The organism is Herbidospora galbida, assembly GCF_005233835.1.
Lineage (GTDB): Bacteria > Actinomycetota > Actinomycetes > Streptosporangiales > Streptosporangiaceae > Herbidospora > Herbidospora galbida.
In genome coordinates this window covers 21,521-45,459 of sequence record NZ_SZQA01000019.1, presented here as the reverse complement: position 1 = coordinate 45,459, position 23,939 = coordinate 21,521, and the positions used below count along the sequence as shown (strand labels likewise).

The 23,939-nt window shown below is 70.6% G+C and carries 24 protein-coding genes; 9 read left to right on the top strand and 15 right to left on the bottom strand.

Annotated features, from left to right (window positions below; genetic code table 11):
- Positions 1-7 precede the first annotated feature (7 nt).
- From deoC to FDA94_RS20050, 3 genes are read left to right on the top strand one after another with little or no spacing between them, the layout of a single operon-like run.
- Positions 8-937: a deoxyribose-phosphate aldolase gene (gene deoC / locus FDA94_RS20060; RefSeq protein ID WP_137248612.1), complete on the top strand. Its 930-nt coding sequence runs from the start codon at positions 8-10 to the stop codon at positions 935-937.
- 1 nt (position 938) lies between these two features.
- The gene (locus tag FDA94_RS20055) at positions 939-2,366 is read left to right on the top strand and encodes an aldehyde dehydrogenase family protein (RefSeq protein ID WP_137248611.1); all 1,428 of its coding nucleotides are present in this window, start codon (positions 939-941) and stop codon (positions 2,364-2,366) included.
- On the top strand, positions 2,363-3,226 hold the full coding sequence (locus FDA94_RS20050; RefSeq protein WP_137248610.1) for an aldehyde dehydrogenase family protein: 864 nt from the start codon (positions 2,363-2,365) through the stop codon (positions 3,224-3,226). Before FDA94_RS20055 ends, FDA94_RS20050 begins: the two co-directional genes overlap by 4 nt.
- A 62-nt stretch (positions 3,227-3,288) precedes the next feature.
- On the opposite strand, the gene FDA94_RS20045 is transcribed toward FDA94_RS20050, so the two are convergent.
- The 11 genes from FDA94_RS20045 to FDA94_RS19995 form a co-directional block, all read right to left on the bottom strand.
- A complete protein-coding gene (locus FDA94_RS20045) occupies positions 3,289-4,599 on the bottom strand; it encodes an amidase (protein ID WP_137248609.1) in 1,311 nt (436 codons plus the stop codon).
- A 57-nt stretch (positions 4,600-4,656) separates the two neighbouring features.
- Complete coding sequence (locus tag FDA94_RS20040) at positions 4,657-4,839, bottom strand: type II toxin-antitoxin system antitoxin (RefSeq protein WP_062338348.1); 183 nt, start codon at positions 4,837-4,839, stop codon at positions 4,657-4,659.
- Positions 4,832-5,683 (bottom strand): SPFH domain-containing protein, encoded by an 852-nt coding sequence (locus FDA94_RS20035; RefSeq protein WP_137248608.1) that lies wholly within the window; start codon positions 5,681-5,683, stop codon positions 4,832-4,834. Before FDA94_RS20035 ends, FDA94_RS20040 begins: the two co-directional genes overlap by 8 nt.
- A 31-nt stretch (positions 5,684-5,714) precedes the next feature.
- Complete coding sequence (locus tag FDA94_RS20030; RefSeq protein WP_137248607.1) at positions 5,715-6,008, bottom strand: hypothetical protein; 294 nt, start codon at positions 6,006-6,008, stop codon at positions 5,715-5,717.
- Positions 6,009-6,073: 65 nt separating this feature from the next.
- Positions 6,074-6,985 (bottom strand): SCO4651 family lipoprotein, encoded by a 912-nt coding sequence (locus FDA94_RS20025; protein ID WP_137248606.1) that lies wholly within the window; start codon positions 6,983-6,985, stop codon positions 6,074-6,076.
- Between the two features lie 136 nt (positions 6,986-7,121).
- The gene (gene hrpB / locus FDA94_RS20020; RefSeq protein ID WP_246060049.1) at positions 7,122-9,467 is read right to left on the bottom strand and encodes an ATP-dependent helicase HrpB; all 2,346 of its coding nucleotides are present in this window, start codon (positions 9,465-9,467) and stop codon (positions 7,122-7,124) included.
- Positions 9,468-9,477: 10 nt separating this feature from the next.
- Complete coding sequence (rho, locus tag FDA94_RS20015; protein ID WP_137248604.1) at positions 9,478-10,539, bottom strand: transcription termination factor Rho; 1,062 nt, start codon at positions 10,537-10,539, stop codon at positions 9,478-9,480.
- A 163-nt stretch (positions 10,540-10,702) separates the two neighbouring features.
- Positions 10,703-11,527, bottom strand: a complete 825-nt coding sequence (locus tag FDA94_RS20010; protein ID WP_212735406.1) for a helix-turn-helix domain-containing protein — start codon at positions 11,525-11,527, stop codon at positions 10,703-10,705.
- 57 nt (positions 11,528-11,584) lie between these two features.
- A complete protein-coding gene (locus FDA94_RS20005; protein WP_137248602.1) occupies positions 11,585-12,955 on the bottom strand; it encodes a sensor histidine kinase in 1,371 nt (456 codons plus the stop codon).
- A 65-nt stretch (positions 12,956-13,020) separates the two neighbouring features.
- The gene (locus tag FDA94_RS20000; protein WP_212735405.1) at positions 13,021-13,599 is read right to left on the bottom strand and encodes an LURP-one-related family protein; all 579 of its coding nucleotides are present in this window, start codon (positions 13,597-13,599) and stop codon (positions 13,021-13,023) included.
- A gap of 34 nt (positions 13,600-13,633) precedes the next feature.
- A complete protein-coding gene (locus FDA94_RS19995) occupies positions 13,634-14,224 on the bottom strand; it encodes a TetR/AcrR family transcriptional regulator (protein ID WP_137248601.1) in 591 nt (196 codons plus the stop codon).
- A gap of 72 nt (positions 14,225-14,296) precedes the next feature.
- On the opposite strand from FDA94_RS19995, the gene FDA94_RS19990 reads away from it, so the two are divergent.
- Positions 14,297-15,205 (top strand): hypothetical protein, encoded by a 909-nt coding sequence (locus FDA94_RS19990; RefSeq protein ID WP_137248600.1) that lies wholly within the window; start codon positions 14,297-14,299, stop codon positions 15,203-15,205.
- Positions 15,206-15,207: 2 nt separating this feature from the next.
- Positions 15,208-16,185 (top strand): lysylphosphatidylglycerol synthase transmembrane domain-containing protein, encoded by a 978-nt coding sequence (locus FDA94_RS19985; RefSeq protein ID WP_246060056.1) that lies wholly within the window; start codon positions 15,208-15,210, stop codon positions 16,183-16,185.
- Here the strand turns inward: FDA94_RS19985 and FDA94_RS19980 are convergent.
- Positions 16,182-16,724: a TetR/AcrR family transcriptional regulator gene (locus FDA94_RS19980; RefSeq protein WP_246060048.1), complete on the bottom strand. Its 543-nt coding sequence runs from the start codon at positions 16,722-16,724 to the stop codon at positions 16,182-16,184. The genes FDA94_RS19985 and FDA94_RS19980 overlap by 4 nt on opposite strands.
- Before the next feature lie 80 nt (positions 16,725-16,804).
- Here FDA94_RS19980 and FDA94_RS19975 point away from each other — a divergent pair, with 80 nt between their 5' ends.
- The 3 genes from FDA94_RS19975 (at position 16,805) to lipB (ending at position 18,150) form a co-directional block, all read left to right on the top strand.
- A complete protein-coding gene (locus tag FDA94_RS19975; protein ID WP_137248597.1) occupies positions 16,805-17,218 on the top strand; it encodes a nuclear transport factor 2 family protein in 414 nt (137 codons plus the stop codon).
- Between the two features lie 86 nt (positions 17,219-17,304).
- The gene (locus tag FDA94_RS19970; RefSeq protein ID WP_137248596.1) at positions 17,305-17,499 is read left to right on the top strand and encodes a PspC domain-containing protein; all 195 of its coding nucleotides are present in this window, start codon (positions 17,305-17,307) and stop codon (positions 17,497-17,499) included.
- Positions 17,500-17,514: 15 nt separating this feature from the next.
- On the top strand, positions 17,515-18,150 hold the full coding sequence (gene lipB, locus FDA94_RS19965; RefSeq protein WP_137248595.1) for a lipoyl(octanoyl) transferase LipB: 636 nt from the start codon (positions 17,515-17,517) through the stop codon (positions 18,148-18,150).
- Positions 18,151-18,154: 4 nt separating this feature from the next.
- Here lipB and FDA94_RS19960 read toward each other — a convergent pair whose 3' ends face one another.
- On the bottom strand, positions 18,155-19,678 hold the full coding sequence (locus FDA94_RS19960; protein WP_137248594.1) for an amino acid permease: 1,524 nt from the start codon (positions 19,676-19,678) through the stop codon (positions 18,155-18,157).
- A 30-nt stretch (positions 19,679-19,708) separates the two neighbouring features.
- On the bottom strand, positions 19,709-20,614 hold the full coding sequence (locus FDA94_RS19955) for a protein kinase family protein (protein ID WP_137248593.1): 906 nt from the start codon (positions 20,612-20,614) through the stop codon (positions 19,709-19,711).
- 72 nt (positions 20,615-20,686) lie between these two features.
- On the opposite strand from FDA94_RS19955, the gene FDA94_RS19950 reads away from it, so the two are divergent.
- Complete coding sequence (locus FDA94_RS19950) at positions 20,687-23,026, top strand: GcvT family protein (RefSeq protein WP_137248592.1); 2,340 nt, start codon at positions 20,687-20,689, stop codon at positions 23,024-23,026.
- On the opposite strand, the gene FDA94_RS19945 is transcribed toward FDA94_RS19950, so the two are convergent.
- A complete protein-coding gene (locus tag FDA94_RS19945) occupies positions 23,009-23,884 on the bottom strand; it encodes a sugar kinase (RefSeq protein ID WP_137248591.1) in 876 nt (291 codons plus the stop codon). The two genes, FDA94_RS19950 and FDA94_RS19945, sit on opposite strands and share 18 nt — an antisense overlap.
- Between the last annotated feature and the right edge of the window lie 55 nt (positions 23,885-23,939).

Genomic DNA, 23,939 nt, shown 5'->3' with positions numbered 1-23,939 from the left:
TGGGGTGGTGTCAATTCCGACTGCCTCGTCCAACGCCTCGCTCCGGGCGTCCCTGCACGGACTGCCCGGTGTCGACCGGGTCGGCGCCGACGCCAGGGCCGCCGGGCTGGGCACCCGATCGATCAAGACCACCGCGAAACGCCAGGCCATCGACATGGCCATCTCCATGGTCGACCTCACGACCCTGGAGGGGGCCGACACCCGGGGCAAGGTCCGGGCGATGTGCGCCAAAGCCGTCCACCCCGACCCGACCGACCCCACGGTGCCGAGGGTCGCGGCGGTCTGCGTCTACCCCGACCTGGTGGCCGAGGCCCGTGACGTCGTCGGCTCGTCGGGGGTGAAGGTGGCCTCCGTCGCCACCGCGTTCCCCAGCGGGCGCTCCTCTCTTGAGGTGAAGGTCGCCGACACCGCCATGGCGGTCGCCGCCGGGGCCGACGAGATCGACATGGTCATCGACCGGGGCGCGTTCCTGTCGGGCGACTACCTGAAGGTCTTCGAGGAGATCCAGGCGATCAAGGAGGCCTGCGGCGAGGCCCACCTGAAGGTCATCCTGGAGACCGGCGAACTGGCCACCTACGACAACGTGCGCCGGGCCTCGTGGCTGGCCATGATGGCCGGGGGAGACTTCATCAAGACATCCACCGGCAAGGTCCAGCCCGCCGCCACGCTGCCGGTGACCCTGGTCATGCTGGAGGCGGTCCGCGACTTCCGCGACCGTGAGGGCCGCATGGTGGGGGTGAAGCCAGCCGGCGGGATTCGTACGACCAAAGACGCGATCAAGATGCTCGTGCTGGTCAACGAGACCGCCGGGCCCGACTGGCTCGACCCCGACTGGTTCCGGCTGGGCGCGTCGTCGGTCCTCAACGACCTGCTGATGCAGCGCCAGAAGCTCACCACCGGCCGTTACGCCGGCCCCGACTACTTCACCCTGGACTGAGATGATCTTCGAGTACGCACCGGCGCCCGAGTCGCGCGATGTCGTCGACATCAGACCGTCGTACGGGCTGTTCATCAACGGCGAGTTCGTGGACGGGTCGGGAACCCCCTTCAAGACCGTCAACCCCGCCTCCGAGGAGACCCTGGCCGAGGTCGCCTCGGCCACCGAGGCCGACGTCGACCGGGCCGTGCAGGCCGCCCGCAAGGCGTTCGGCGTCTGGTCGGCGCTGCCCGGCTCCGAGCGGGCCAAGTACCTGTTCCGGATCGCCCGGATCATCCAGGAGCGCGCCCGCGAGCTGGCCGTCCTGGAGTCGCTCGACAACGGCAAGCCGATCAAGGAGTCGCGCGACGTCGACCTCCCCCTGGTCGCCGCCCACTTCTTCTACTACGCCGGCTGGGCCGACAAGCTCGCATACGCCGGCTACGGCACCACCCCGCTCGGCGTCGCCGGGCAGGTCATCCCGTGGAACTTCCCGCTGCTGATGCTGGCCTGGAAGATCGCGCCCGCGCTGGCCTGCGGCAACACCGTCGTGCTGAAGCCCGCCGAGACCACGCCGCTGACCGCGCTGCTGTTCGCCGAGATCTGCCAGCAGGCCGACCTGCCCCCGGGCGTGGTCAACATCGTGACCGGCGCGGGCGAGACCGGCGCCGCCGTCGTCGGCCACCCCGACGTCGACAAGGTCGCCTTCACCGGCTCCACCGAGGTCGGCCGGCTGATCGCGAAGTCGGTCGCCGGCACCAACAAGAAGGTGACCCTCGAACTCGGCGGCAAGGCCGCCAACATCGTGTTCGACGACGCCGCCATCGACCAGGCCGTCGAGGGCATCGTCACCGGCATCTTCTTCAACCAGGGGCACGTCTGCTGCGCCGGGTCGCGCCTGCTGGTGCAGGAGTCGGTCGCCGAGGAGCTGCTGTCGTCGCTGAAGCGGCGGCTGTCCACCTTGCGGCTCGGCGACCCGCTCGACAAGAACACCGACATCGGCGCCATCAACTCGGCCGCCCAGCTCGCCAAGATCCGCGAACTGTCGGACACGGGCGAGGCCGAGGGCGCTGACCGGTGGTCACCGGCCTGCTCCCTGCCCGACAAGGGGTTCTGGTTCCCGCCGACCGTGTTCACCGGCGTCTCCCAGTCCCACCGGATCGCCCGCGAGGAGATCTTCGGCCCGGTCCTGTCGGTCCTCACCTTCCGCACCCCCGCCGAGGCCGTGGAGAAGGCGAACAACACGCCCTACGGCCTGTCGGCCGGCGTCTGGACGGAGAAGGCGTCGCGGATGCTGTGGACGGCGTCCAAGCTGCGGGCCGGGGTCGTGTGGTCGAACACCTTCAACAAGTTCGACCCCACCTCGCCGTTCGGCGGTTACAAGGAGTCCGGCTACGGGCGTGAGGGCGGTCGCCACGGTCTCGAGGCGTACCTGAAGGAGATCTCGTGAGCGAGCGGCTGTCGGTACGGAAGACGTACAAGCTGTACATCGGCGGTGCGTTCCCACGGTCGGAGAGCGGGAGGTCATACGTCGTGACCGGCGCCAAGGGCGAGTTCCTCGCCAACGCGTCCAAGGCATCCCGCAAGGACGTCCGCGACGCCGTCACGGCGGCGCGCAAGGCCTTCCCGGGCTGGTCGGCCGCCACCGCCTACAACCGGGGCCAGATCCTCTACCGGATCGCCGAGATGCTCGAAGGCCGCCGCTCCCAGTTCGTCTCGGAGGTCGCCGAGGCCGACGGGGTGTCGGGCAAGAAGGCCGGCGAACTCGTCGACGCGGCCGTCGACCGGCTGGTCTGGTACGCGGGGTGGTCCGACAAGATCTCCTCGCTCCGCGGGTCGTCGAACCCGGTCGCCGGGCCCTACTTCAACCTGTCGACGCCGGAGCCGACCGGGGTGGTCGGGATCGTGGCTCCTCCGATGGGCCCGCTGTTCGGGCTCGTCTCGGTGATCGCGCCGGTGATCGTGACGGGGAACACGTGCGTCGTGATCGCCTCGGAGCGGGCGCCGCTGCCGTCGATCACGCTGGCTGAGGTGCTGGCGACCTCCGACCTGCCCGGTGGGGTGGTGAACATCCTCACCGGGTCGTCCGCGGAGATGGCGCCGTGGCTGGCCGGTCACATGGACGTGAACGGGATCGACCTGACGGGGGCGGACGCGGAGCTGGCGCAGAAGTGCGAGGAACTGGCGGCGGAGAACCTCAAGCGGGTGCTGCGGCCCAACGGGAAGACCGACTGGGCGGCTGATCCGGGGACGGGCCGGATGACGGCGTTCCTGGAGACGAAGACGGTCTGGCACCCGATCGGGATCTAGCCGGGCAGTCCAGATTCCTGAGGTCGGGCGGCCTGTCGTGTCGCTCGGCCTCTTGAGGTCGGTCAGTGGCCGGGTGCGTGCCTCGACCAGGGCTGCGCGCGTTCCAGATAGCCCGCCAAACTCAGCAGCAGCCCCTCCCCGTCCGGCGGTGCGATCAGCTGCACCCCCATCGGCAGCCCCGAGCTGTGCCTTCCGAACGGCAGCGTCATCGCCGGCCAGCCCGCCATGTTCCACGCCCCCGTCAGCGGCGCGAACGTGATGTCGGCATAAGCGTTCCGGGCCATCCCCTTCGACGCCCACCCCTCGGCCGAAGGCGGCAGGTGGGCGATGGTCGGGGTGATCAGGACGTCGATGTCGCCGAACCACTGGTCGGCGCCGTAGGCGCGCCAGTCGTCGCGTCTGCGGGAGCCGTCCCGTCGGGTTCGTTGCAGGAAGCGGCCCAGGCGGGCCATCGAGCGGGTGCGGGGTTCGAGCTTGCTCTCGTCGAGGTCGTGGGAGTCGGCGGCGGCGCAGGAGTACCAGGCGGCGATCGTCGACCAGCCCAACGACATCGGGAAGCGGCGGCCGTGGTCGACCACGGTGTGGCCGGCTTCGCGCAAGGTCGCGCCGGCGGCTCTCGCCGCTTCCTGGAACTCCGCGTCGACCGAGAAGCCGGGCGGGAGGGGGTTGGTGGCGACGGCGATGCGGAGGTCTTCGGCCTCGGGGAGGATCGGGGTGCCGGTCATCACCGTCAGGGCCAGGATCGTGTCGTTCACGGTCGTCGTCAGCGGGCCGTTCTCGGACATCGCGAACCAGTCGTGCGGCGGGGGCTCCAGGAGGCCGTGGCCGGGTTTGAGGGCGACCACGCCGCACGCCGCGCCGGGGATGCGTAACGAGCCCAGGCCGTCGTTTCCCAGGGCCAGGGGGACCATTCCGGCGGCCACGGCCGCGGCGCTTCCGCCTGACGATCCGCCGGCGGTTCGCTGGGGATCCCAGGGGTTGCGGGTGTCGCTGGTGGCGTACAGGCAGAGTTCGGGGCACTTCGTCAGGCCGAGCACGATCGCGCCCGCCGCGCGCAGGCGGGCGACCACGGGGTGGTCTTCGGGCGCCGGCTCGGGCGAGGCGGCGCGGGTGCCGTTGGTGGTGATCTGGCCGGCCACGGCGACGTTGTCCTTGATCGCGACCGGTACGCCCGCCAGGGGCAGGTCGGGGCGGTGCCCCAGGGCCTTCGCGTCGGCCATCGCCGACTCGGCCAGGACGGCGCGGAAGGCGCCGATCGCGCCGTCACGTGCGGCGACGGCCTCCAGGTGGTCGGCCACGACCTGTTCCGCGGTCGCCTCGCCGGCGCGCACGGCGTCGGCTATCTCCACGGCGGTTCGTCCGGCCCACGACATGTCCAGAGTGTGGACCGGACGTACCTGCCATTAGAAGGCTCGTAACCAAGACGATGCCTAGTCGGACCTTTTCGGCGCCCGTCCCGCCTGAGTCAGCGCCATGCGGAGCGCGTATTCGATCTGCGCGTTGACGCTGCGGAGGTCGTCGGCCGCCCACTTGGCTATCGCCTCGTGGACGGCCGGGTCGAGCCGCAGCAGGAGCTTCTTGGGCTCCTTCTTGGCGGGACGTTCGTCAGGCATACAGACTGCCGGTGTTGACCACCGGCTGGGTCGCCCGGTCGCCGCACAGGACGACCAGGAGGTTGGAGACCATCGCGGCGCGGCGCTCCTCGTCGAGTTCGACGACGTGCTCGGCGCTCAGCCGGTCGAGGGCGAGCTGGACCATGCCGACCGCGCCCTCGACGATCTGCCGCCGGGCGGCGACGACCTGGGCGGCCTGCTGGCGGACCAGCATGGCCTGGGCGATCTCGGGGGCGTAGGCCAGATGGGTGATGCGGGCCTCCAGCAGCTCGATGCCGGCCAGGTCGGTGCGCTCGCGGAGCTCGGTGGTGAGCTCCTCAGCGACCGTCGCGCCGTCGCGGAGGCTGGTGCGGTCTTCGATGTGGCTGTCGTAGGGGTGGGAGGTCGCCAGGTGCCGCACGGCGGCCTCCGACTGGATGGCGACGAAGTTCTCGTAGTCGTCGACGGAGAAGGACGCCTTGGCGGTGTCGACGACCCGGTAGACCACGACGGCCGCGATCTCGACGGGGTTGCCGTCGGCGTCGTTGACCTTGAGCTTGGTGGTCTCGAAGTTGCGCACCCGGAGGCTGATGCGGTTCTTGTCGGTGAACGGGACCGTCCAGGTGAACCCGGCGGTCTTGATGGTGCCGATGTAGCGGCCGAAGAACTGCACGACCTTGGCCTCGTTGGGGTTGACCACGGCGAAGCCGGACGCCGGCAGGAACACGATCACCGCCGCCACGACCACGCACACGATGAAGAACGCCTCGTCCTGGGTCATGCCGAACAGCACCAGCGCGGCCGCCACGACGAGCAGCGCGACCAGGATGACGAATCCGTTCATCCGGAAGGCCTCTCGCTCCATGCCCTTCCTCCTGACTATCGAAGTGATATCACTAAGATAGCTCCTCGCTAGCATCCAGCGTCAAGAGCTCGGCCACGACGACTCTGTAGTGATATTTCGCGGTCGCCCCTTTGATGGTGGTCAGGTACTCGTCGTCGCTGATGCGGTAGACACTGCGGGTTCCCTGGTTCATCGGGTGCTGCGGCTGGTGCCGCACGGCGAGCTCGTACGCGATCGACCGCGCCTCCGCCCGCTCACCCTTGACCTCGTAGATGTCGGAGACCCGCCACTCCTTGCCGTTGGCGCTGCCGACGTTCTCCTCGATGAGGACTCTCCACTGGCTCATGACCGGTGATCATGCCAAAACGCGCCCTCCCCGTAGGGAGGACGCGTCTAGGCCGGGTTGCCGGGCTACTCGCCCAGGAGGTTCTTCAGGGTCTGCTGGTCGACCTCCTTGACCTGGCCGGCCGGCGGCGTCTGCACGGTGACCGGCTTGTCGTACTCCTTGACCGTCAGGTTCAGGTTGAACGGCCGGCCGCCTTCCTCGTTGCGGAACTGCTGTCGCTTGACCATGCCCGAGGAGTCGACCCAGGTGTCCACCCGCAGGGTCTTGGGCCAGTTGGTGGGCGACGGCGTCGGCGCGGGCAGACCGGCGGCCTCCGCCGCCTCCTGCGTGTCGAGGGTGGAGCTGTAGTGGGTGACGGTCTGGCCGCCGACCTCCTCCTCGCCCTCGTTCTCGACGTCCTTGTGCGCGCCCGCGATCTGCTTGATCGTCGCGGGGTCCTGGAGGCGGCCGCTGGTGAGCAGATCGGAGATCATCTTCCCGCGCTCGCCGGGCAGGTTGTTCAGCGGTACCTTCCACCACGTGTTGCCCTGGTTCGGGATCAGGCCGTCGCCGTTCACGAAGGCGGTCTCGCCGTTGACGATGATCTGCGGCTTGGCGGAGTTGGCCTTGCCGTCGAGCGTGAGCTGGTTGACCTTCGCGGTCAGGAGGTTGGGTTTGTTCTGGCGCGCCCAGGTGCCGCGCGCGTCGATCTTGCCTTGACTGCTGAAGTGCATCGTGCCCGACGCCGTGTTGGCCTCGGCGCTCTTCGTGAGAGCGTCCTGCAGGGCCGTCGCCGGTTCGGCGGTCGTCGTGGGGCTGGCGGACGGACTCTCCGAGCCTGTTGGGCTCTGGGTCGGCTCAGGACTCCCCGCGGGTGCGGATGAGGGGACGTCCGGGACGGGTGTTGCCCATGCCGCCGTCGTCCCGGCCCAGGCGGCGGCGGTCACCACTGCCGAGGCCGTGCCGAGAGCGGCGAGCCGAAGACGAGCGTGTCGCATTTGTCCCCCTGGTATGCGATTTGTGCTGTCTCAAGCACCGTAAGTGGACAAATGGGGCGAAAAGTAGAGGTATGTCCTTTTGGGGAATAACGCGGATGATCGCTTGACCGAAATGGACATGATCTTGACTGATCGTCTAGCGACGCCGGGGATTGGTCCGGGACGTCGGCGCCGCGGCGAGCGGATCCTCCGGCCAGGGATGTTTCGGATAACGCCCCCGCAGCTCGGCCCGGACCTGCCGATAGCCTTCCCGCCAGAACGACGCCAGATCCCCGGTGACCGCGACCGGCCGCCCCGCCGGCGAGAGCAGGTGGATGGTGACCGGAACGCCCGCGACGACCGGGGTGGCCGTCCACCCGAAGAGCTCCTGCACCTTGGCCGCCAGCACCGGGCGCTCGCCGCTGTAGTCGAGGCGGGCCTGCGAACCGCTGGGGATCTCCAGCCGTTCGGGCACGACCTCGTCGAGCCGCACCTGCCACGGCACCAGCCCCCGGAGCGCGGCGGCCACGTCGAGCGCGGCCAGATCGGCCCGCCGGCGGACCCTGGACAGATCGAGCCCCTCGACCAGCGCCTTCTCCACGTCGGGCCACGGATCGCCGAGCGCCCGGCGGGCGAACTCCATCCGCTCCCTGAGCGCGCGGGCGGCCGGCGTCCAGGTGAGCAGTCCCACCCCCTCCTGCCGCAGCCCTTCCTTGACGGCCGCCGAGACATCGGTCTTCAGGGCCCTGGACGACAACTCGATCGCCCCCAGCCTCCGAACGCGCCGGGCCACGACGTCGCCGTCGCGCCAGGCGATCTCGTCGTCCTCCACGACGGGGCCCGACATGAGGGCGACGCCCTCGTCGATGACGGCGGCCTGGCGAACCCGCGCGGCGGCCCGGCCGGTGGCCCGGTCGGCGACCGCCACGGCCAGCCACTCGGCCTCGGCCAGCCGCGACCCCTGCCCGACCTCGGCCCCCGTCCCGGACGCCATGACGAACCCCGACCCGGCCCGCCGCCGCGCCACCCTCTCGGGATAGGCCAGCGCGACGACGATCCCGGCGGCCTGGTCGTCGGAGAGGCCGCGCCCCTCCGCCTGCGACGGTGCTTCGCGGGCGAGCCGGTCGGCCTCGCGCCGCAACTCGGGGGTGCGGCCGGCCCGCCAGGCCGCGACGAGATCGTCGGAGGCGTCGCGGGGGAGCTGCCCGCCCAGCAGCGCCACCACCTCGGCCGCCTGCCGGACCCCGGTCAGCGGCGCCGCGTCGAGCAGCGCCCGCGCCAGCCGGGGATGGACGCCGACGCCCGCGATCCGGCGGCCTTTCGCGGTCACCCTGCCGTCGTCGAGGGCGCCCAGCAGCGTGAGCGTCTCGCGGGCCGCCTTCAACGGCCCGGCCGGCGGCTGGTCGAGCAGAGACAACTGGTCGGAGCCCCAGCAGGCGGCCTGAAGGGCGAAGGACGTGAGGTCGGCCAGCGCGATCTCCGGCTGCGGGTGGTCGGCCCGCCGCTCGGCCTCCGGCCAGCACCGATAGACGGCTCCCGGCGCCTCACGGCCCGCCCGCCCGGCCCGCTGGGTGGCCGCCGCCCTCGACGCCGGAACCGTCACCAGGGACCCCAGGCCCCGGGCGTGGTCCATCCGGGGTTCCCGGGCCAGCCCGGAGTCGACCACGATCCGCACCCCGGGCACGGTCAGGCTCGACTCGGCCACCGACGTGGCCAGGATGACGCGCCTCTCCTCACTGGGGGAGAGCACCGCGTCCTGGACGTGGGAGGGCGACCCGCCGTGCACCTGCAGCACGTCGAGATCACCCAGCCGGCGGCCGACCGCCCCGAGTTCGGCCACGCCGGGGAGGAAGCAGAGCACGTCGCCCTCGCGCTCCCGCCAGGCGCGGCGGACCGTGGCGGCGACGTGGGAGAGGAAGGCCGCGTCGACCCGGGGCCAGATCACGGCGGGCCGGGGCGGCGGCGCCCACACGACGTCGACGGGATGCACCGCGCCCTGGGCCTCGACCACGGGCCCCTCGATCAGGGACGCCCACCGGGGCGCGTCGGCGGTGGCCGACATGGCCAGGATGCGCAGGTCGGGGCGGAGCGCGGCGCGTACGTCGAGAAGAAAGGCCAGGGTGGTGTCGGCGTCGAGATGGCGCTCGTGGCACTCGTCGACGATGACCACGTCGACCCCGGTGAGTTCGGGGTCACGCTGGAGCCGCTGGAGAAGGACGCCGGTCGTCACGACCTCGATCTGGGTCCGCGCGGAGACCCGGCGTTCGCCGCGGATCGTGTAGCCGACCCGTTCGCCCGTCTTCTCGCCCAGTGACCAGGCCATGCGTCGCGCGGCGGCCCGCACGGCGATCCGCCGGGGCTCGGCCACCACGACCTTGCGTGGGGCCAGCGCGAGCGGCACGAGCGTGGTCTTGCCACTGCCCGGGGGCGAGGTCAGCACGGCCGCGCCGGCGTCGTCGAGGGCGGCCAGCAGCCGCGGCAGGGCGTGGGTGACCGGGAGCACGCCCGTCAGCTTAGGCGGCCCGGGTGAGACCGAGGAGAAGCTCGGCGTTGGAGCCGGTGTCCTTCAGCTTGGACAGGAACGGCTCGAAGCTCTCGTCCGCGCGTAGAGCCTTGCGGAGCTGCCAGACCAGCGGCAGCTCGGCGGGATCGAGGAGGAGCTCCTCGCGGCGGGTGCTCGACCCGGTGACGTCGACGGCCGGGAACACCCGCCGCTCCGACAGGGCGCGGCTGAGCCGCAGCTCCATGTTGCCGGTGCTCTTGAACTCCTCGAAGAGGTTGTCGTCCATCTTCGACCCGGTCTCGACCAGGGCCGTCGCGATGATCGTGAGGGATCCGCCCTCACGCAGCTTGCGCGCCGCGCCGAGGATCCGCTTCGGCGGATGCACGGCCCGCACGTCGATCCCGCCGCTGAGCGTCTTCCCGCCGCCGGGCAGGGTCATGTTGTACGCCCTTCCGACCCGGGTGATCGAGTCGATGAGCAGCACGACGTCCTGCCCGAGCTCGACGAGCCGCTTGGCCCGCTCGACCGCGAGCTCGACGACGGCGATGTGATCGGCCGGCGGCCGGTCGAAGGTCGAGGCGATGACCTCGCCCTTCACCGACGCCCGCATGTCGGTGACCTCCTCGGGCCGCTCGTCGACGAGCACGACCATGAGGTGGACGTCGGGATGGTTGGCGCTCACCGCGTCGGCGATGGCCTTGAGGATCAGCGTCTTCCCCGCCTTGGGCGGCGCGACGATGAGCCCCCGCTGCCCCTTGCCGATGGGCGTCAGCAGGTCGATGACCCTGGTGGACAGCACGCCCTTGCTGGTCTCCAGCCGGAGCCGTTCCTCCGGGTGGACGGGCGTGAGATCGGCGAAGTGCGGCCGGTGGCCGGGCGGCGCGGAGTCGACGGACACGAGCCTGCCGCCCTGGGCCGTGCCGTGGACGACGTCGCCCTGCCGGAGCCCTTTCAGCAGCTCAGGCGGGACGACGACGTCGTTGGGTGATGTGAGATAGCCGTCGACCCGCAGGTGACGACCGTCGAGGATGCCGCGCACGTTCCGGGCACGGCGAACGAGGGGGGTTGCCATGGTGGGCTCCTTGGGAGCACGGGAAGGCAGGCCACGGAAGGCCCAGTGGACGCCTTCGGTGAATCAGAGAGTGAAGTGTGGGGAGCGTGTGCCCGAGAAGGGGCCAGAAACACGCAATCCCGATAACACGGTAACACGGGGAGCGCCGCCGATGTTCCCCCGATCAGCCGGCTTTCGCGTGGGCGAGCGTACGCAGGACGCCCAGCGCCACCTCGGTGGGGCTGCCGGGCTCCGCCTGTGCGGTCCAGAGGCGCTGGCCCGGGGCGCTGTCGATGGGGAACGACTCGTGCCAGAGGGTGAGGTCGCCGACCAGGTGATGGCGCAGGAGGACCGGGTCGCGGCGCTTGAGCCGCACGTCGTGGCGCCCCCACATCCGCCGGAAGTCCTCGCTCGCCTCCGAGAGCTCCGCGACCAGCGCGTTCAGGGAGGGGTCGTCGTGGTTCGCCCCCAGGCTGGCGCGAAGGTGGGCCACCATGGCCCCCGCCTCCGTGTCCCACTCCACCCAGCGCTCACGTGCCCGGGGATCGAGGAAGAGGATGCGCAGGAGGTTGCCGGTGCGCCCGAAGTCGCCGGTGATGGCGTCCCAGAGCGCGTTGCAGGCCAGCACGTCGGTCCGGTGGTTCACCACCGCGGCCGCCACGTCGTGCCACTGGTCCATCAGCCGCAGCACCTGGGGGTTGACGTCGTGGTCCGGGTCGGCGGCCTCGGATCGGCTCTGCGGGGGATGGGCGAGCGCTCGAAGGTGGCCGGTGGCGTCACCGTCGAGCCGGAGCACCCGCGCCAGGGCGTCGAGCACCTGGTCGGACGGACGGCGTTCGATGCCCTGCTCCAGTTTCGTGTAGTAGTCGGTGCTGACCTTGGCCAGGAACGCCACCTCCTCCCGGCGCAGTCCGGGTGTGCGGCGGTGGGCACCGCTCGGCAGGCCCACCTGGCCGGGTGACACGATCTGCCGCCGGGCGCGAAGGAAGTCACCGAGTGGGGTACGCATACGTGACATCGTAAGAAACCGCAGGGTAAGAAACCGCAGGTGAACGGCCTAATGAGGCTAGCGGTCGACGGGCAGGCGCAGGACGAAGCGGGCCCCGCGGTCGCTGTCGCGGATGGTGAGGGTGCCCCGGTGGGCTTCGGCGATCTCCCGGGCGATCGCCAGACCCAGGCCGGTTCCGCCGGCGTCCCGGTTGCGCGCGGCGTCCAGCCGGGCGAAGCGGGTGAAGACCACCTCCCGGTCCTCGGCGGCGATCCCGGTGCCGTCGTCGAGCACCTCCAGCGTCACGGCCGACTCATCGGCCCGCACGCTGACGGTGATCCGCGAGGTGGCGTGGCGTTCGGCGTTGTCGACCAGGTTGATCAGCAGGCGCGCGATGCGCAGCGGGTCGCAGTCGGCGACGACGTCCGGCTGAAGGTCCTTGACGACGGCCACCCGGCGGAGGCGCCGGTCGAGTTCGGTGTCGACGAGCCGGGTCAGGTCGGTCCGCTCGGGGGCGAGGGGGGCACGGGCGTCCAGCCGGGCCAGGGTGAGCAGGTCGGTCACGATCGCCTGCAGCCGGTCCACCCCGGCCAGCACCGCCGCCGTCATTTCCGGCCAGTCGGTGTCCTGCGGATACGCGAGCGCGTCCTCGAGGCGGGTCCGCACGGCGGTGAGAGGGCTTCGCAGGTCGTGGGAGGCGTCCGCGGTGAAGCGCCGCAACTGGTTGTAGGCCTGCTCCAGGCGGTCGAGGGTGTCGTTGACCGTCACGGCCAGCAGGTTGATCTCCTCCTGGTTCGGGGCGGCGAGGGGGACCCGGCGGTCGAGGGCCGTCGCGTTGATCTCCGCCAGCTCCGCGCGGATCGCGTCGATCGCGGTCACGTCCCTGTTGACCACGTAAAACGTGCCCGCCGCCACTGTCGCCGTCAGCAGCAGGGACGCGCCGGTCACGAAGGCCAGCACGGTGGTGCTGCCGTACCAGGAGCTCTGGGGGACGGCCACGTGCAGCAGCCAGACCCCGTCCGGCCGGTCGACCTTGTACGAGTCGGCGATCATGCAGCCCCTGAGCCCGGCCGGAGGACACAGCACCTGTTCGGCGTGTACGGGGTGGCCGGTCGCGGGGAAGGCGGCTATCGGCGGGTGGCCGAGGAGCCGCGGGGAGGCCCCGACGGTCCGGCCGCGGGGGTCGAGGACCTGTATCGCCAGGTCGTCTCCGCCCGGCAGCACGGCGGGGATTTCCCCCTCTCTGATGAGGGGCAGCAGGCCCTCCACCGCATGGGTGACGCGGGCCCGGGCGGCCTCGGCGTCCTTGTGGCCGGTGAACATGAGGAAGAGCACACTTGCGCCGATGAAGACCAGGGCCGAGACCACGCAGAACTGCAGTGACCGACGGGCCCTGATGGAGTTCGGGAACGGGCCCGCCCGGGAGAACCTTCTCAGAACATTGTCCACATTTGGACGTTATGTTCTGTTTTTCGGCCAAGGGAGTGTGTGACGCACCCTGTCTCGGCGGCGCCTTATCTCGACTGCAGCGCGTCGAGCGCCACCGCCATCGCGATCACCAGGCGCCGGTCGAGTCTCGGGTCGTTGATCTCGATCGCGTACCTGTCGCGCAGGCCCCACTTGCGGTCGACAGAGAAGGCGATCGACGCCCCCACGCTGAAGTCGAAGTGGTAGGGCAGCCACTCCAGCGAGTCGGAGAAACGCCTTAACAAGGCCACTGACAGCCGCCGTTCCGTGCCCGTGTACGTCGGCAGGCCCGGCTGCTGCACGTGCCAGGTCGAGCGCAGCAGCGACTTCCCGAAGTCCTTGCGGAACATGCCGATCGAGGTGCCCGACGCGTCGACCACGTCGTAGCCGCTCGCGAGGTCGATGATCTTGCGGGCCTTGAAGGCGGCCAGGGCCTCGGCGCGGCTCTCGTCGGTGTAGAACGTCACCTGTTCCTTCAGGGCCAGGCGTTTCTGTTCGGCGAACGCGACCACCGGGCCCTCGGAGCCGTCGGGTGAGGCAGCGCTCACCACATAGCGGTTGACCATCGGGGTGATCTTCTGACGAAGGATCAGCTTCGACTGGGTCTGGAGGGCCGCCGCGTCCACAAGAACCTCCGTTTTCAGGGCCTTTCCCACCCTATTACCCAAGATCCCCTGTCAGATAGCGCTGGACGGACGGGCCTACGGAGATCACCAGTTCGTCGGTCGTCATCGAGGCCATGGGCTCGACGGCGAGCAGGTAGCGGGCGAAGGCCATGCCCATGAGCTGGGCCGCGGCCAGGATCGCGCGGCGCTCGGGCTGGTCTCCGGGCAGGCTCTTGGCCAGCGGGGTGGCCAGTTCGCCGCTCATGAAGTCGCGCATGATCTGGGCGGCGGCCGGCGTCGAGGCGATGGAGCCGACGATGGCGCGGATCCTCGGGCCGGTCTCCGGGCTCTCCCAGACCTCCAGGTAGCGGCGGGTCAGGCGGGCGCCCAGAGAGGAGACGTCGCCCGACAGTGCGACCGCGAGTTCCCGGACGGGCATGGCGCCGCGCAGGGCGGCGTCGAAGAGGCCGTCTTTCGAGCCGAAGAAGTGCATGACCAGGGCCGGGTCGACGTCGGCGGCGCGGGCTACGCCGCGGATGGTCGTGGCGGCGTAGCCCGATTCGACGAACGACGCGATGGCGGCGTCGAGGATCGCCTCTTTCGTCTGCGGGGTGCCCGGCCGGCGGCCCGTCTTGCTGCTTTCCATGGGGGCTATTCAACCACGTTGAATTCATCTATGTTGAACTCAACAGCGTTGAAGTCATCAAGGAGAGAAATCATGAAGAGGCTGATCCCGGCGGTGGTCCTGGCCACCCTCATCGGGATGTTCTTCGTCGGCTCGTTCGTCGGCGCCCTGCACTCGCCCGAGCCGCACGACGTGCCGGTCGCGGTCGTCGGGCCCCCGCAGGCCGCCGCGCAGATGGGCGGGAAGCTGGCGGGCAAGTTCGAGATCACGGCCTACGCCGACGAGGCCGCGGCGCGCGCGGCGCTGGCCGACCGCGAGGTCGAGGCGGTCGTGCTGCCGCAGCAGCAGAAGCTGGTCGTGGCCAGCGCCGCCGGGCGGGCGGCGTCCACGGTCATCACCTCGGTGTTCACCCACGCCGCGCCGCTGACGGTGGAGGACGCGCACCCGCTGCCGCCCGGCGACCAGGGCGGCATCGCCGGCATGTTCTTCGTGCTCGGGCTGGTCATCCCCGGCATCGCCATCGGGGTCGCGGCCGCGAAGGAGAGGCCGCTCGCCGGCATCGGGGCTGTGGTGCTCGCGGGCGTCACCATCGGGCTGGCCAACGCCTGGCTCGGCGACGTCGTGTTCGGGGCGCTGCCCGGTGCGTTCCTCGGGCTCGCGGGCGTCTCGGCGGCCATCGTGATCACGCTCGGGCTGGTCGTCGCGGGGCTGGTGCGGCTCATCGGCACGCCCGGCGCGGGGCTGGCCGGTCTGCTCTTCGTGCTGATCGGGGTGCCGGCCAGCGGCGGGCCGCTCGGGGCGCGGTTCATTCCGGAGTGGTACGCGGCCGTCGGCCACGTGCTCCCGGTCGGGCAGGGGTCGGCCGCCATCAGGAACGTCGTCTTCTTCGACGGGGCCGCGCTCGGGCTCCCCCTGCTGGTCCTCGCCGGGTGGGCGGTCGTGGGTTTGACCCTGACCCTCTCAGCGGCGTCTCAGGTCAAACGTGCATCATTTGCGGAGTGAGGATGATTCGCCGGTTGAAGTGGCCGGCCATGGCGGGACTGGCCGTGCTGGCGTACCTCACCTTGAGGAACGCGCTCCCCGCACCGTCCGAGGTGTGGGATGTGATCACCGCCGCCGACGTCGACTGGCTGCTGGTCGCGGCCGGGTTCCAGATCCTCGCGATGATGGTGTTCGCCCGGTTCCTCCGCCGATTGCTGGCCCTGGGCGGGGTCCGGGTCTCCCGGCCCCGCATCCTGGCGGTGACCTTCGCCCGCAACGCCGTGGCGGGGTCGCTGCCGGCCGGGCCGGTGGTGTCGGTGGCGTACACGACGCAGGTCTTCACCAAGCTCGGGGCCGGGAAGCGGCTGATCGCGGCGGTGCTGGTGCTGGCGGCGGCCTACTCGGGCGGCACGTTCGGGGTGCTGGCGCTGGTGGCGCTGGTCATCTCGCCGGAGACCCGGCTGGTGACGCTGGTCGCGCTCGGCTGCCTGGTCGTGGCGGGCGTCCTGCTCTTCAGGGCCGGTCACCTGCTCGACCGGCTGCCCAAGGTGTCGGGGCAGCTGAAGGCCACCTTCAACACGGTCGGCGGCACCCGCCGCGACCATCTGCGGCTGGCCAACCTGGCGCTGCTCAACTGGGTGCTCGACGTGATCAGCCTGGGCGCGGTCTGCTGCGCGATCGAGGCGACCGCCACCCCCCACACCGTGCTGCTCGGCTTCGTCGCGGCCAAGACGGCCGCCGCGCTGGCGGTGGTGCCCGGCGGGCTCGGGGTGGCCGAGGTCGGGATGGCGGCGACGTACATCGCGGCCGGGATGTCGGCGGAGCAGGCGGCGGCGGTCGTGCTGCTCTACCGGCTGGTGTCGTACTGGATGAACCTGGTCCTCGGATGGTTCGCGTGGCTGCTGCTGCAAGAGCCCTTCCGCCGGGCGACGATCGGGGCGCTCAGCCGCCTGGGGGCCTCGCTCAGTCCTTTCGTGTACGACCGGCACCCAGCCCCTTAGGGGCGCAGGCCGTCGAGCAGCCGGGCCACGGCGCGATGCCGCAGGTCGGGCGTCCACCCGGCGGCCAGCGCGCCGTGACAGGCGGCGGCGAGCAGCGCGGTGACCTCGTCGGCCCGCACGCCGGCCCTGACCGTGCCCGCCTCCCCGGCCCGCGCGAGCAGGACCTCGACGGCCGCGCCGAGGGCCGCCACCTGGCGGTCCACCCCGACGTCCACGGCCAGCAGGTGGACCACCGTGCGGGCGCCGGCGGCGTACTCGACGACCTCGGCGAAGAAGGTGAACAGCGCCGTCCCGTCGCCCTCCTCGGCGAGGGCGGCCGCCCGGCCGGCCAGCCGTTCTTGCAGGTCCTTCATGAGCGCGGTGAGCAGATCGGCCTTGGTCGGGAAGTGCCGGAAGACCGTGCCGATCGCGACCCCCGCCGTACGCGCCACCTCCTCGGTCGACGCGGACGTGCCGTGGGCGTCGAAGACCTCGGCGGCGGCGGCCAGGATGCGGGCCCGGTTGCGGCGGGCGTCGGCACGCAGGGGCGGATCGGACACGGCGCTCCGTTGACAAGATGAGTGATGACTCATAATTTAGCCGGGACATAGTGAGTCGCCACTCATGTTAGGGGTGCGCCGTGTTGCTGACCGGACCGCTGGATGCCTTCGAGCGTTTCCGCGACCACCTCCTGACCGGCACGTCCGCCGGCCTGGAAGAGTTCCTGGCCGACGACGGGGTGGTGGAGAGCCCGTTCGCCCCGCCGGGCGCACCCCGGCGCATCGAGGGCCGGGCGGCGTTCGCGGCCAGGGCCGTGCCGCAGCGGGAGGCGCTGCGGTCCCGCGTCACCTTCACCGAGGTCCGTGACGTGGTCGTGCACGAGACCGCCGACCCTCGGGTCGCCGTCGTCGAATACGAGATCGAGGGGGTGCGCACGGCCGACGGCCTGCGGGCGGCCGCGCCGTTCGCGGTGGTCGTGCGCGTGGAGGACGGGCGGATCACCCTCTGGCGGGAGTACCAGGATCCGGCGGCGATGGCCCTGCTCATCACCTAGGGGTTTTCTCAGGGTTCGTGGTGGAACGGGGGTTAGTCACCGGTTCGTTGAACCGGTAACCGATCCACACGATGGAGGAACTCCTGATGCACCGATCCCGTCAGCACAAGATGATCGCCGGGGTCTGCGGCGGTATCGCCGAGCGGTTCAACATGTCCCCGACGGTCGTCCGGCTCCTGTTCCTCGCCTCCTGCATCCTCCCTGGTCCGCAGTTCATCGCGTACCTGATCATGTGGGTGGTCTTTCCCAAGGCACCGGCGCGGAACTACGCCCACCACTGACCTATCCTCGGTTTCATGGACGCACGGCCGCTGACCTTGATCCACGACGAGCTGGTCGACTATGAGAAGGCCATGGTCACCATGGACGAACTCATCGCCGACCGGCAGGAGGATCGCCGCCCCGACACCCTGTGGCTGCTCAGCCACCCGAAGGTGTTCACGGTCGGCCGGCGGACGCTCACGGAACACCTGCCCGACCCCTCCCACGGGATCCCCGTGGTGACGACCACCCGGGGCGGGCAGCTCACCTATCACGGCCCCGGGCAGCTGGTCGGCTATCTGATCGTCAAGCTGCGCACCGGCGAGGGGGTCGTCGACTACATCCGCGAGGTGGAACTCCGGCTGGTCGAGGCCCTCGCCGCGGTGGGCGTCGCGGCCGAGCGGCGGGACACGCCGCCCGGTTCCGAACTGCTCACCGGGGTCTGGACCCGCGACACCGGCCGGAAGATCGTCTCGATCGGCATGCGCGCCTCCAAGGGCGTGACCAGCCACGGGTTCGCCATCAACGTCGACGGCGACCTCACCCCGTGGGACCTGGCGGTGCCCTGCGGGATGCCCGACGTCGACATGACCTCGGTGTCCCGCGAGACCCACTCCGGCGACATGACCTCGGTGGCCGCCGCCGTGGCGGCGGCCTTCGAGGCCCAATAGGTTTCTACGGCTTGACGAAGGGCTCCGGCTCGTCGACGGTCCGGCGCGGGCCGCTGAACCAGTGGCGGGCCGACAGCGCCCACCACAGCCCGACGCCGAGCACCATCAGGCCCACCACGATCGGCGCGTAGTTCACGGCCGTCCAGGTGAAGTCGGCGGTGAACGGCACCCCGGCGGGGGCCAGCGGCATGATGAAGTAGATCGACACGACGACGATCTCGATGATCGCGATCCAGCCCATCACCTTGTACTTGCGCCCGAGCGTCCACGGTCCGGGCTGGAACCGGTCGCCCATGCGCAGCCGCAGGTAGATGGGGATCGCGAAGGCGATGTAGAGGCCGATGACCGCGACCGAGACGACCGCGTAGAACGCGAGCGGGGTGCCCGTCGGGGCCTCCCACAGCGCCGGCAGGGTCAGCACCAGGGCGGCGACGCAGCCCAGGATGATCGCGTTCACCGGTGTCCGGTTCCGGTCCACCTTGGACCAGAGCCGCCACCCGGGGACGGCGCCGTCCCGGGAGAACGCGTAGGTCATCCGCGACATCGAGGTCACGCAGCTCATGCCGCAGAAGAACTGGCCGATCGTGGAGATCGCGAAGATCGCGTTGGCCAGGTTCCCGGGCACGGCCGTGTCGAAGATGGCTCCGACGAAGCCGAACTGGTTGTTGATCTCGTTGACGTCGGTGGCCGCGAACAGGAACGCCAGGAGCAGGACCCAGCCGCCGATCGCCGAGTAGAAGATCGACTGCCACAGGCCGCGCGCCGCCGCGGTTGACGCGCCCTGGGTCTCCTCCGACACGTGGGCGCAGGCGTCGAAGCCGGTGATCGTGTACTGGGTGAGCAGGAAGCCCAGCGGCAGCACGAAGAACCAGAAGCTGTTGTCGCTGAAGCCCGAGTTGTTGATCGTCTCGGTGAAGACGAACGACATCGACTGGTGCGAGTCGGGCCCGAAGATGAGGATCAGCACGACCACCGCCGCGCCGAAGACATGCCACCACACCGAGACGTTCTGCAGCAGGGAGATCAGCCGGTGGCTGTAGATGTTGATCAGCGCGTGCAGCGCCAGGATGATCGCGAACAGGATGAAGGTGTTGGTGAGTGACACCTCGTAGCCGAAGAACCGGTCGAGGGTGATGTTCATGAAGGTCGCGCAGCCGTAGTCGACCGACGCGGTCACCGCCACCAGGCCGATCAGGTTGAACCAGCCGGTGAACCAGCCGTGGATCGGCTTGCCCATCTTGGCGGCCCACCAGTAGATGCCGCCCGCCGTGGGATAGGCCGACACCAGCTCCGACATGCACAGGCCGATGATCAGGATGAAGATCGAGATGATCGGCCAGCCCCACGAGATCGCGATGGGGCCGCCGTTGTTCCAGGCCTGGCCGAACGTGGTGAAGCAGCCGGCCAGGATCGAGATGATGGAGAAGGAGATCGCGAAGTTGGAGAAGCCGCTCCAGGTTCGGGACAGCTCCTGTTTGTAACCGAGTTCCGCCAGGCGCTTGGCGTCGTCGTCGAGGGATTGCGCCATCGAGGCCTCCTCATGCCGTGCAGTGGGGGGTTACCGGCCAGCGGCGTCCATGAGGGATCCGAAGCCGGGGTCCGTGAGATCGCCCGTCGCCTTGGCGTACTTCGTGGCGGCTTCGGCGTTGTAGTCGAAGTCGCGCTGCTGGGCCACCAGGCCGTGGTGTACGACGAACCAGAGCGTCCAGGTCAGGTTGGACATGATCACGTTCAGTCGTACGCGGGCGATCAGCGCCTCGTCATGGGTGCCGAAATAGGCTCGCGTGAGCCGTTCGACGTCGTCGGGGTCGAAGGAGGCCTCGGCGGCGATGTCGCCCAGTTCGAAGCAGGGGTCGTTGTTGCCGGAAAGCTGGTAGTCGACGATTCTGACCCGGTCCTGCGCCTCGATGAAGTTCTCGGGGAGCAGGTCGTTGTGGCAGGGTACGTCCGTTATGTGACGTTTCGCCAGGGTTTCTTTGATGGCCCGGACGGCGCCCGTCCAGTCGGTGAAGCCGTCGGGCATCGGCAGGTCGTGCTCCCGGCAGAGGGCGACGAAGCCGTCGTACTTGCGGAAGATCGAGAAGTCGTTGGCGAAGCGCGGGCCCGCGTGCAGGGCGCGGGCGGCCTGCGCGACCTGGGGGATCCGGGCCCGGACGGCCGGCGCGTCGAGGGTGAGGCCGTCGATGTACTCGAGGATCAGCGCGCCCGGCAGCTCGTGCAGCACCCGGGCGCCCACACCGGTCCCGGCGGCGACCACGGTGTTGGCGATCTCCTGGTTGAGAGGGAGGCCCAGGCCGGTCGCGGCGATCTTCGGGTCGAGCACCCGCAGCAGCCAGCGGTCGCCGTCGTCGGTCTCCACGCGGGCGATGTAGTGGCTCAGCCCGCCCTTGATCCTCGTGTGGGTGACCGGACGGCCCGCCCAGGACGCGACCAGACCCAGCGCGGACGCGACGGGATCTGGCATGCGCTGCTCCTTTTGGTCTACGTTTAGACCATTGATCGCATTTTGGGCGTCAGTTGTTACAGGACGGTACCGATGGTGCAACTTCCCGCAGACGCCCGAGCGGTCGTCATCGGGGGCGGGGTGGCCGGGTGTTCGGTCGCCTACCACCTGGCGCGGCTCGGCTGGCAGGACGTCGTCCTCGTCGAACGGCACGACCTGACCGAGGGCACGACCTGGCACTCGGCGGGCTTCGTCGGGCAGCTGCGCTCGACGGTCACCCAGACCCGCATGATCATGTACTCGGCCGGTTTGTACCCCGAACTCCGCGACCTCACCGGCCTCGACCCCGGCTGGCACGGCGTCGGCGGGCTCCGGCTGGCCACCACGCCCGAACGTCACGAGGAGCTGGTCCGGCAGGCCGGCGCGGCCGAGACCTACGGCCTTGACCTGGAACTTCTGACCGGCGACCAGACCAGAGAGCGTCTGCCGCTGCTGGAGACCGGCGACGTCGTCTCGTCGCTCTGGCTGCCCGGCGACGGCTGGCTCGACCCGGCGCGGCTGGCGGAGGCGCTGGCCGAGGGCGCCCGGAAACTCGGCGTGCGGATCTTCACCGGCGTCGCCGTGACCGGGCTGGAGACCGCGAACGGCGCGATCACCGGCGTCCGGTTCGGCGACCACGTGATCAGGACCGAGACGGTCGTCAACGCGGCAGGGGCGGCGTCCGGGGTGATCGGGCGGATGGCCGGCGTCGACCTGCCGGTCGTCCCGATCAAGCACCAATACGTCGTGACCGAATCGACCGGTGTTTCGGTCGACACGCCCACGGTCCGCGACCCCGACAACATCGTCTACTTCCGCGAGGAGGGCGGCGGCATCCTCGTCGGCGGCTACGTCCGCACGCCGCAGGTCTGGGACGAGCCGAACCCGCTGGCCACGCCGCGCCACCTGTTCGAACCCGACATGCCGAAGTTCGAGGAGTCGTGGACGTCCGCCGTCCACCGCCTGCCGCACCTGCGCGACCGCGGGGAGATCGTCAAGGTCGTCCACGGGCCCGAGGCGTTCACCCCCGACGGGGAGTTCCTGCTGGGGGAGACGTCGGTACGCGGCCTCTGGGTCGCCGCCGGGTTCTGCGTGCACGGCCTGGCCGCCGCCGGGGGCGTGGGCAAGGTGACGGCCGAGTGGATCGTCGACGGCGCCCCCGAATACGACATGTTCGCCATGGACGTCGCCCGCTTCGGGCCGCACGCCCGGTCGGCCTCCTGGGCGCGGGCGAAGGTGCTGGACGCGTACAGCGCCTACTACGACATCGTCTACCCCGGTCAGGAGCGCACCGCGGCCCGGCCGCTGCGCAGGTCGCCCGCCTACGCCCGGCACGCCGAACGGGGCGCCGAGTTCGGGGAGAAGGCCGGGTGGGAGCGGGTCAACTGGTACGCGCCCACCGGCGACGACGCGCCGCGCCCCAAGGGCTGGGCCGGGCGGATCTGGTCGCCCGCCGTCCGCGAGGAGTGCCTGGCCACGCGCGATTCGGCCGGGCTGTTCGACCAGACCTCCTTCGCCAAGTTCGACCTGCGCGGCTTCGAGCGGCTCCAGGCCCTGGCCGGGGCCGACCTCGACCGCCCGGTCGGCACGGTCGTCTACACCCAGCTCCTCAACGCGCGCGGCGGCATCGAGGCCGACGTCACGGTCACCCGCCTCGGCGACGACCGGTTCCGGCTGGTCACCGGCACCGCCTTCGGCGGCCACGACGCCGCGCTGCTGCGCCGGCACGGCGTCGACGTCACCGACGTGACCTCGGCCTACGCCTGCTACTGCCTGTGGGGACCGGACTCCCACGACATCCTGAGCAGCCTGACCGACGACGACCTGAGCTTCGGCTACATGCGCTCGCGGGAGATCAGCGTCGGCTCCGTGCCGGTGCGGGCCCAGCGGGTCACCTTCGTCGGCGAGTACGGGTGGGAGCTCTACACGCCGGTCGAGTTCGGGCTGACCCTGTGGGACCTGCTGGCGGAGACCGGCGTGCGGCCCGGCGGCTACAAGGCGATCGACTCGATGCGCCTGGAGAAGGGCTACCGGGTCTGGGGGGCCGACATCACCCCCGAGACGACCCCGTTCGAGGCCGGCCTGGGCTTCGCGGTCCGGAAGTCGGTGCCGCGCACCGAATCGGAAGTGGAACTCGCCTGCCTCGTCGTCGACGACCCCGCCGAGGTCTGCCTCGGCGGCGAACCCGTACGGGTCGACGGCGTCCCCACGTCGCGGGTCACCTCGGGCGGCTACGGCCACCGGGTCGACCGGTCGATCGCCTACGCCTACCTGCCCAAGGGCACCGCCAGGGCGGAGGTCGGCGTGAACGGCGGCTGGGTCGGCGCCGACGTCGTCAAGGGCCCGGTCTACGACCCGCAGAACCTGCGGGTCAGGTCACGGGGGAAGCTCTGACCTGGTCGGCAGGCCCTGCCAGGTCGAGTGGGCGGCCACCGCGAACGCCGCCACCGAGATCCCCCGCTTGAGCCGGTCGGAGGGGTGCACCCCGTCGAGCAGCGCGCTCAGGTATCCGGCCACGAACGCGCCGCCGACCTCGGTGGCGTCGACGACGGTCACGGGGGCGGCCTGGGTGTCGTACCGGAAGCCCTCGACCGTGGCGCTGGCGCCCTTGGAGCCGCGCATCACGACGAGTTCGGGCACCCGGGAGAGGGCGGGCTCGACCAGGCTGAGTTCGTCCTGGTTGGCGAACAGGACGTCGGCCGACGCCGACAGCTCCCGCAGCCCCTCGCGGGCCTCCTCGACGCTCTCCCACAGGTTCGGCCGGTGGTTCACGTCGACCGAGACGAGCACCCCGGCGTCCTTGGCCAGCTTCACCGCGTGGTGCACCGCGCTCCACGCGAACCCGCTCAGCGCGGGGGTGATGCCGGTGACGTGCAGGATGCGGGCGTCCTGGACCTCCGTCGGCACGTCGCCCGTCGACACCCGCGACCCGGCCGAGCCGCCCCGGTAGAAGACGGCGTGCGCGACCCGGCCGATCCGGCGCTGACGCAGCGCCAGGCCGCTGGCGGCGGTCTCGTCGACCCGCATGTGGGAGACGTCCACGCCCTCGCCACGCAGCACCGTGGTGGTGCGGACGCCGATCTCGTCGTCGCTGACCCGGCCGACGTAGGCCACCGAGTGCCCGAGCCGGGCCAGGCCGACCGCCACGGTCAGTTCCGGGCCCTCCAGGTCGAGCCGGGCGGACATGTCGTGCCGGATTCGGTCGGCGGTCACGACGCCCAGCACCTCGCCGAGCGTGAACAGATCGGTCATCGCACTCTTCTCCGCAGCTGATCGGGAGAAGCATGGCAGAACCGTTCCAATGGGG

What these genes read in the sequence shown, in the direction of transcription:
- FDA94_RS19955 (WP_137248593.1), bottom strand. Translation starts at nt 20,614, where the DNA reads ATGCCAGATCCCGTCGCGTCCGCGCTGGGTCTGGTCGCGTCCTGGGCG.
- FDA94_RS20035 (WP_137248608.1), bottom strand. Translation starts at nt 5,683, where the DNA reads ATGGAGCGAGAGGCCTTCCGGATGAACGGATTCGTCATCCTGGTCGCG.
- FDA94_RS19960 (WP_137248594.1), bottom strand. Translation starts at nt 19,678, where the DNA reads ATGGCGCAATCCCTCGACGACGACGCCAAGCGCCTGGCGGAACTCGGT.
- FDA94_RS20045 (WP_137248609.1), bottom strand. Translation starts at nt 4,599, where the DNA reads ATGTCGTGGGCCGGACGAACCGCCGTGGAGATAGCCGACGCCGTGCGC.
- FDA94_RS19985 (WP_246060056.1), top strand. Translation starts at nt 15,208, where the DNA reads ATGATTCGCCGGTTGAAGTGGCCGGCCATGGCGGGACTGGCCGTGCTG.
- FDA94_RS19990 (WP_137248600.1), top strand. Translation starts at nt 14,297, where the DNA reads ATGAAGAGGCTGATCCCGGCGGTGGTCCTGGCCACCCTCATCGGGATG.
- FDA94_RS19945 (WP_137248591.1), bottom strand. Translation starts at nt 23,884, where the DNA reads ATGACCGATCTGTTCACGCTCGGCGAGGTGCTGGGCGTCGTGACCGCC.
- rho (WP_137248604.1), bottom strand. Translation starts at nt 10,539, where the DNA reads ATGGCAACCCCCCTCGTTCGCCGTGCCCGGAACGTGCGCGGCATCCTC.
- FDA94_RS20055 (WP_137248611.1), top strand. Translation starts at nt 939, where the DNA reads ATGATCTTCGAGTACGCACCGGCGCCCGAGTCGCGCGATGTCGTCGAC.
- FDA94_RS20010 (WP_212735406.1), bottom strand. Translation starts at nt 11,527, where the DNA reads ATGCGTACCCCACTCGGTGACTTCCTTCGCGCCCGGCGGCAGATCGTG.
- FDA94_RS20030 (WP_137248607.1), bottom strand. Translation starts at nt 6,008, where the DNA reads ATGAGCCAGTGGAGAGTCCTCATCGAGGAGAACGTCGGCAGCGCCAAC.
- FDA94_RS19995 (WP_137248601.1), bottom strand. Translation starts at nt 14,224, where the DNA reads ATGGAAAGCAGCAAGACGGGCCGCCGGCCGGGCACCCCGCAGACGAAA.
- lipB (WP_137248595.1), top strand. Translation starts at nt 17,515, where the DNA reads ATGGACGCACGGCCGCTGACCTTGATCCACGACGAGCTGGTCGACTAT.
- FDA94_RS20040 (WP_062338348.1), bottom strand. Translation starts at nt 4,839, where the DNA reads ATGCCTGACGAACGTCCCGCCAAGAAGGAGCCCAAGAAGCTCCTGCTG.
- FDA94_RS19950 (WP_137248592.1), top strand. Translation starts at nt 20,687, where the DNA reads ATGGTGCAACTTCCCGCAGACGCCCGAGCGGTCGTCATCGGGGGCGGG.
- FDA94_RS19970 (WP_137248596.1), top strand. Translation starts at nt 17,305, where the DNA reads ATGCACCGATCCCGTCAGCACAAGATGATCGCCGGGGTCTGCGGCGGT.
- FDA94_RS20025 (WP_137248606.1), bottom strand. Translation starts at nt 6,985, where the DNA reads ATGCGACACGCTCGTCTTCGGCTCGCCGCTCTCGGCACGGCCTCGGCA.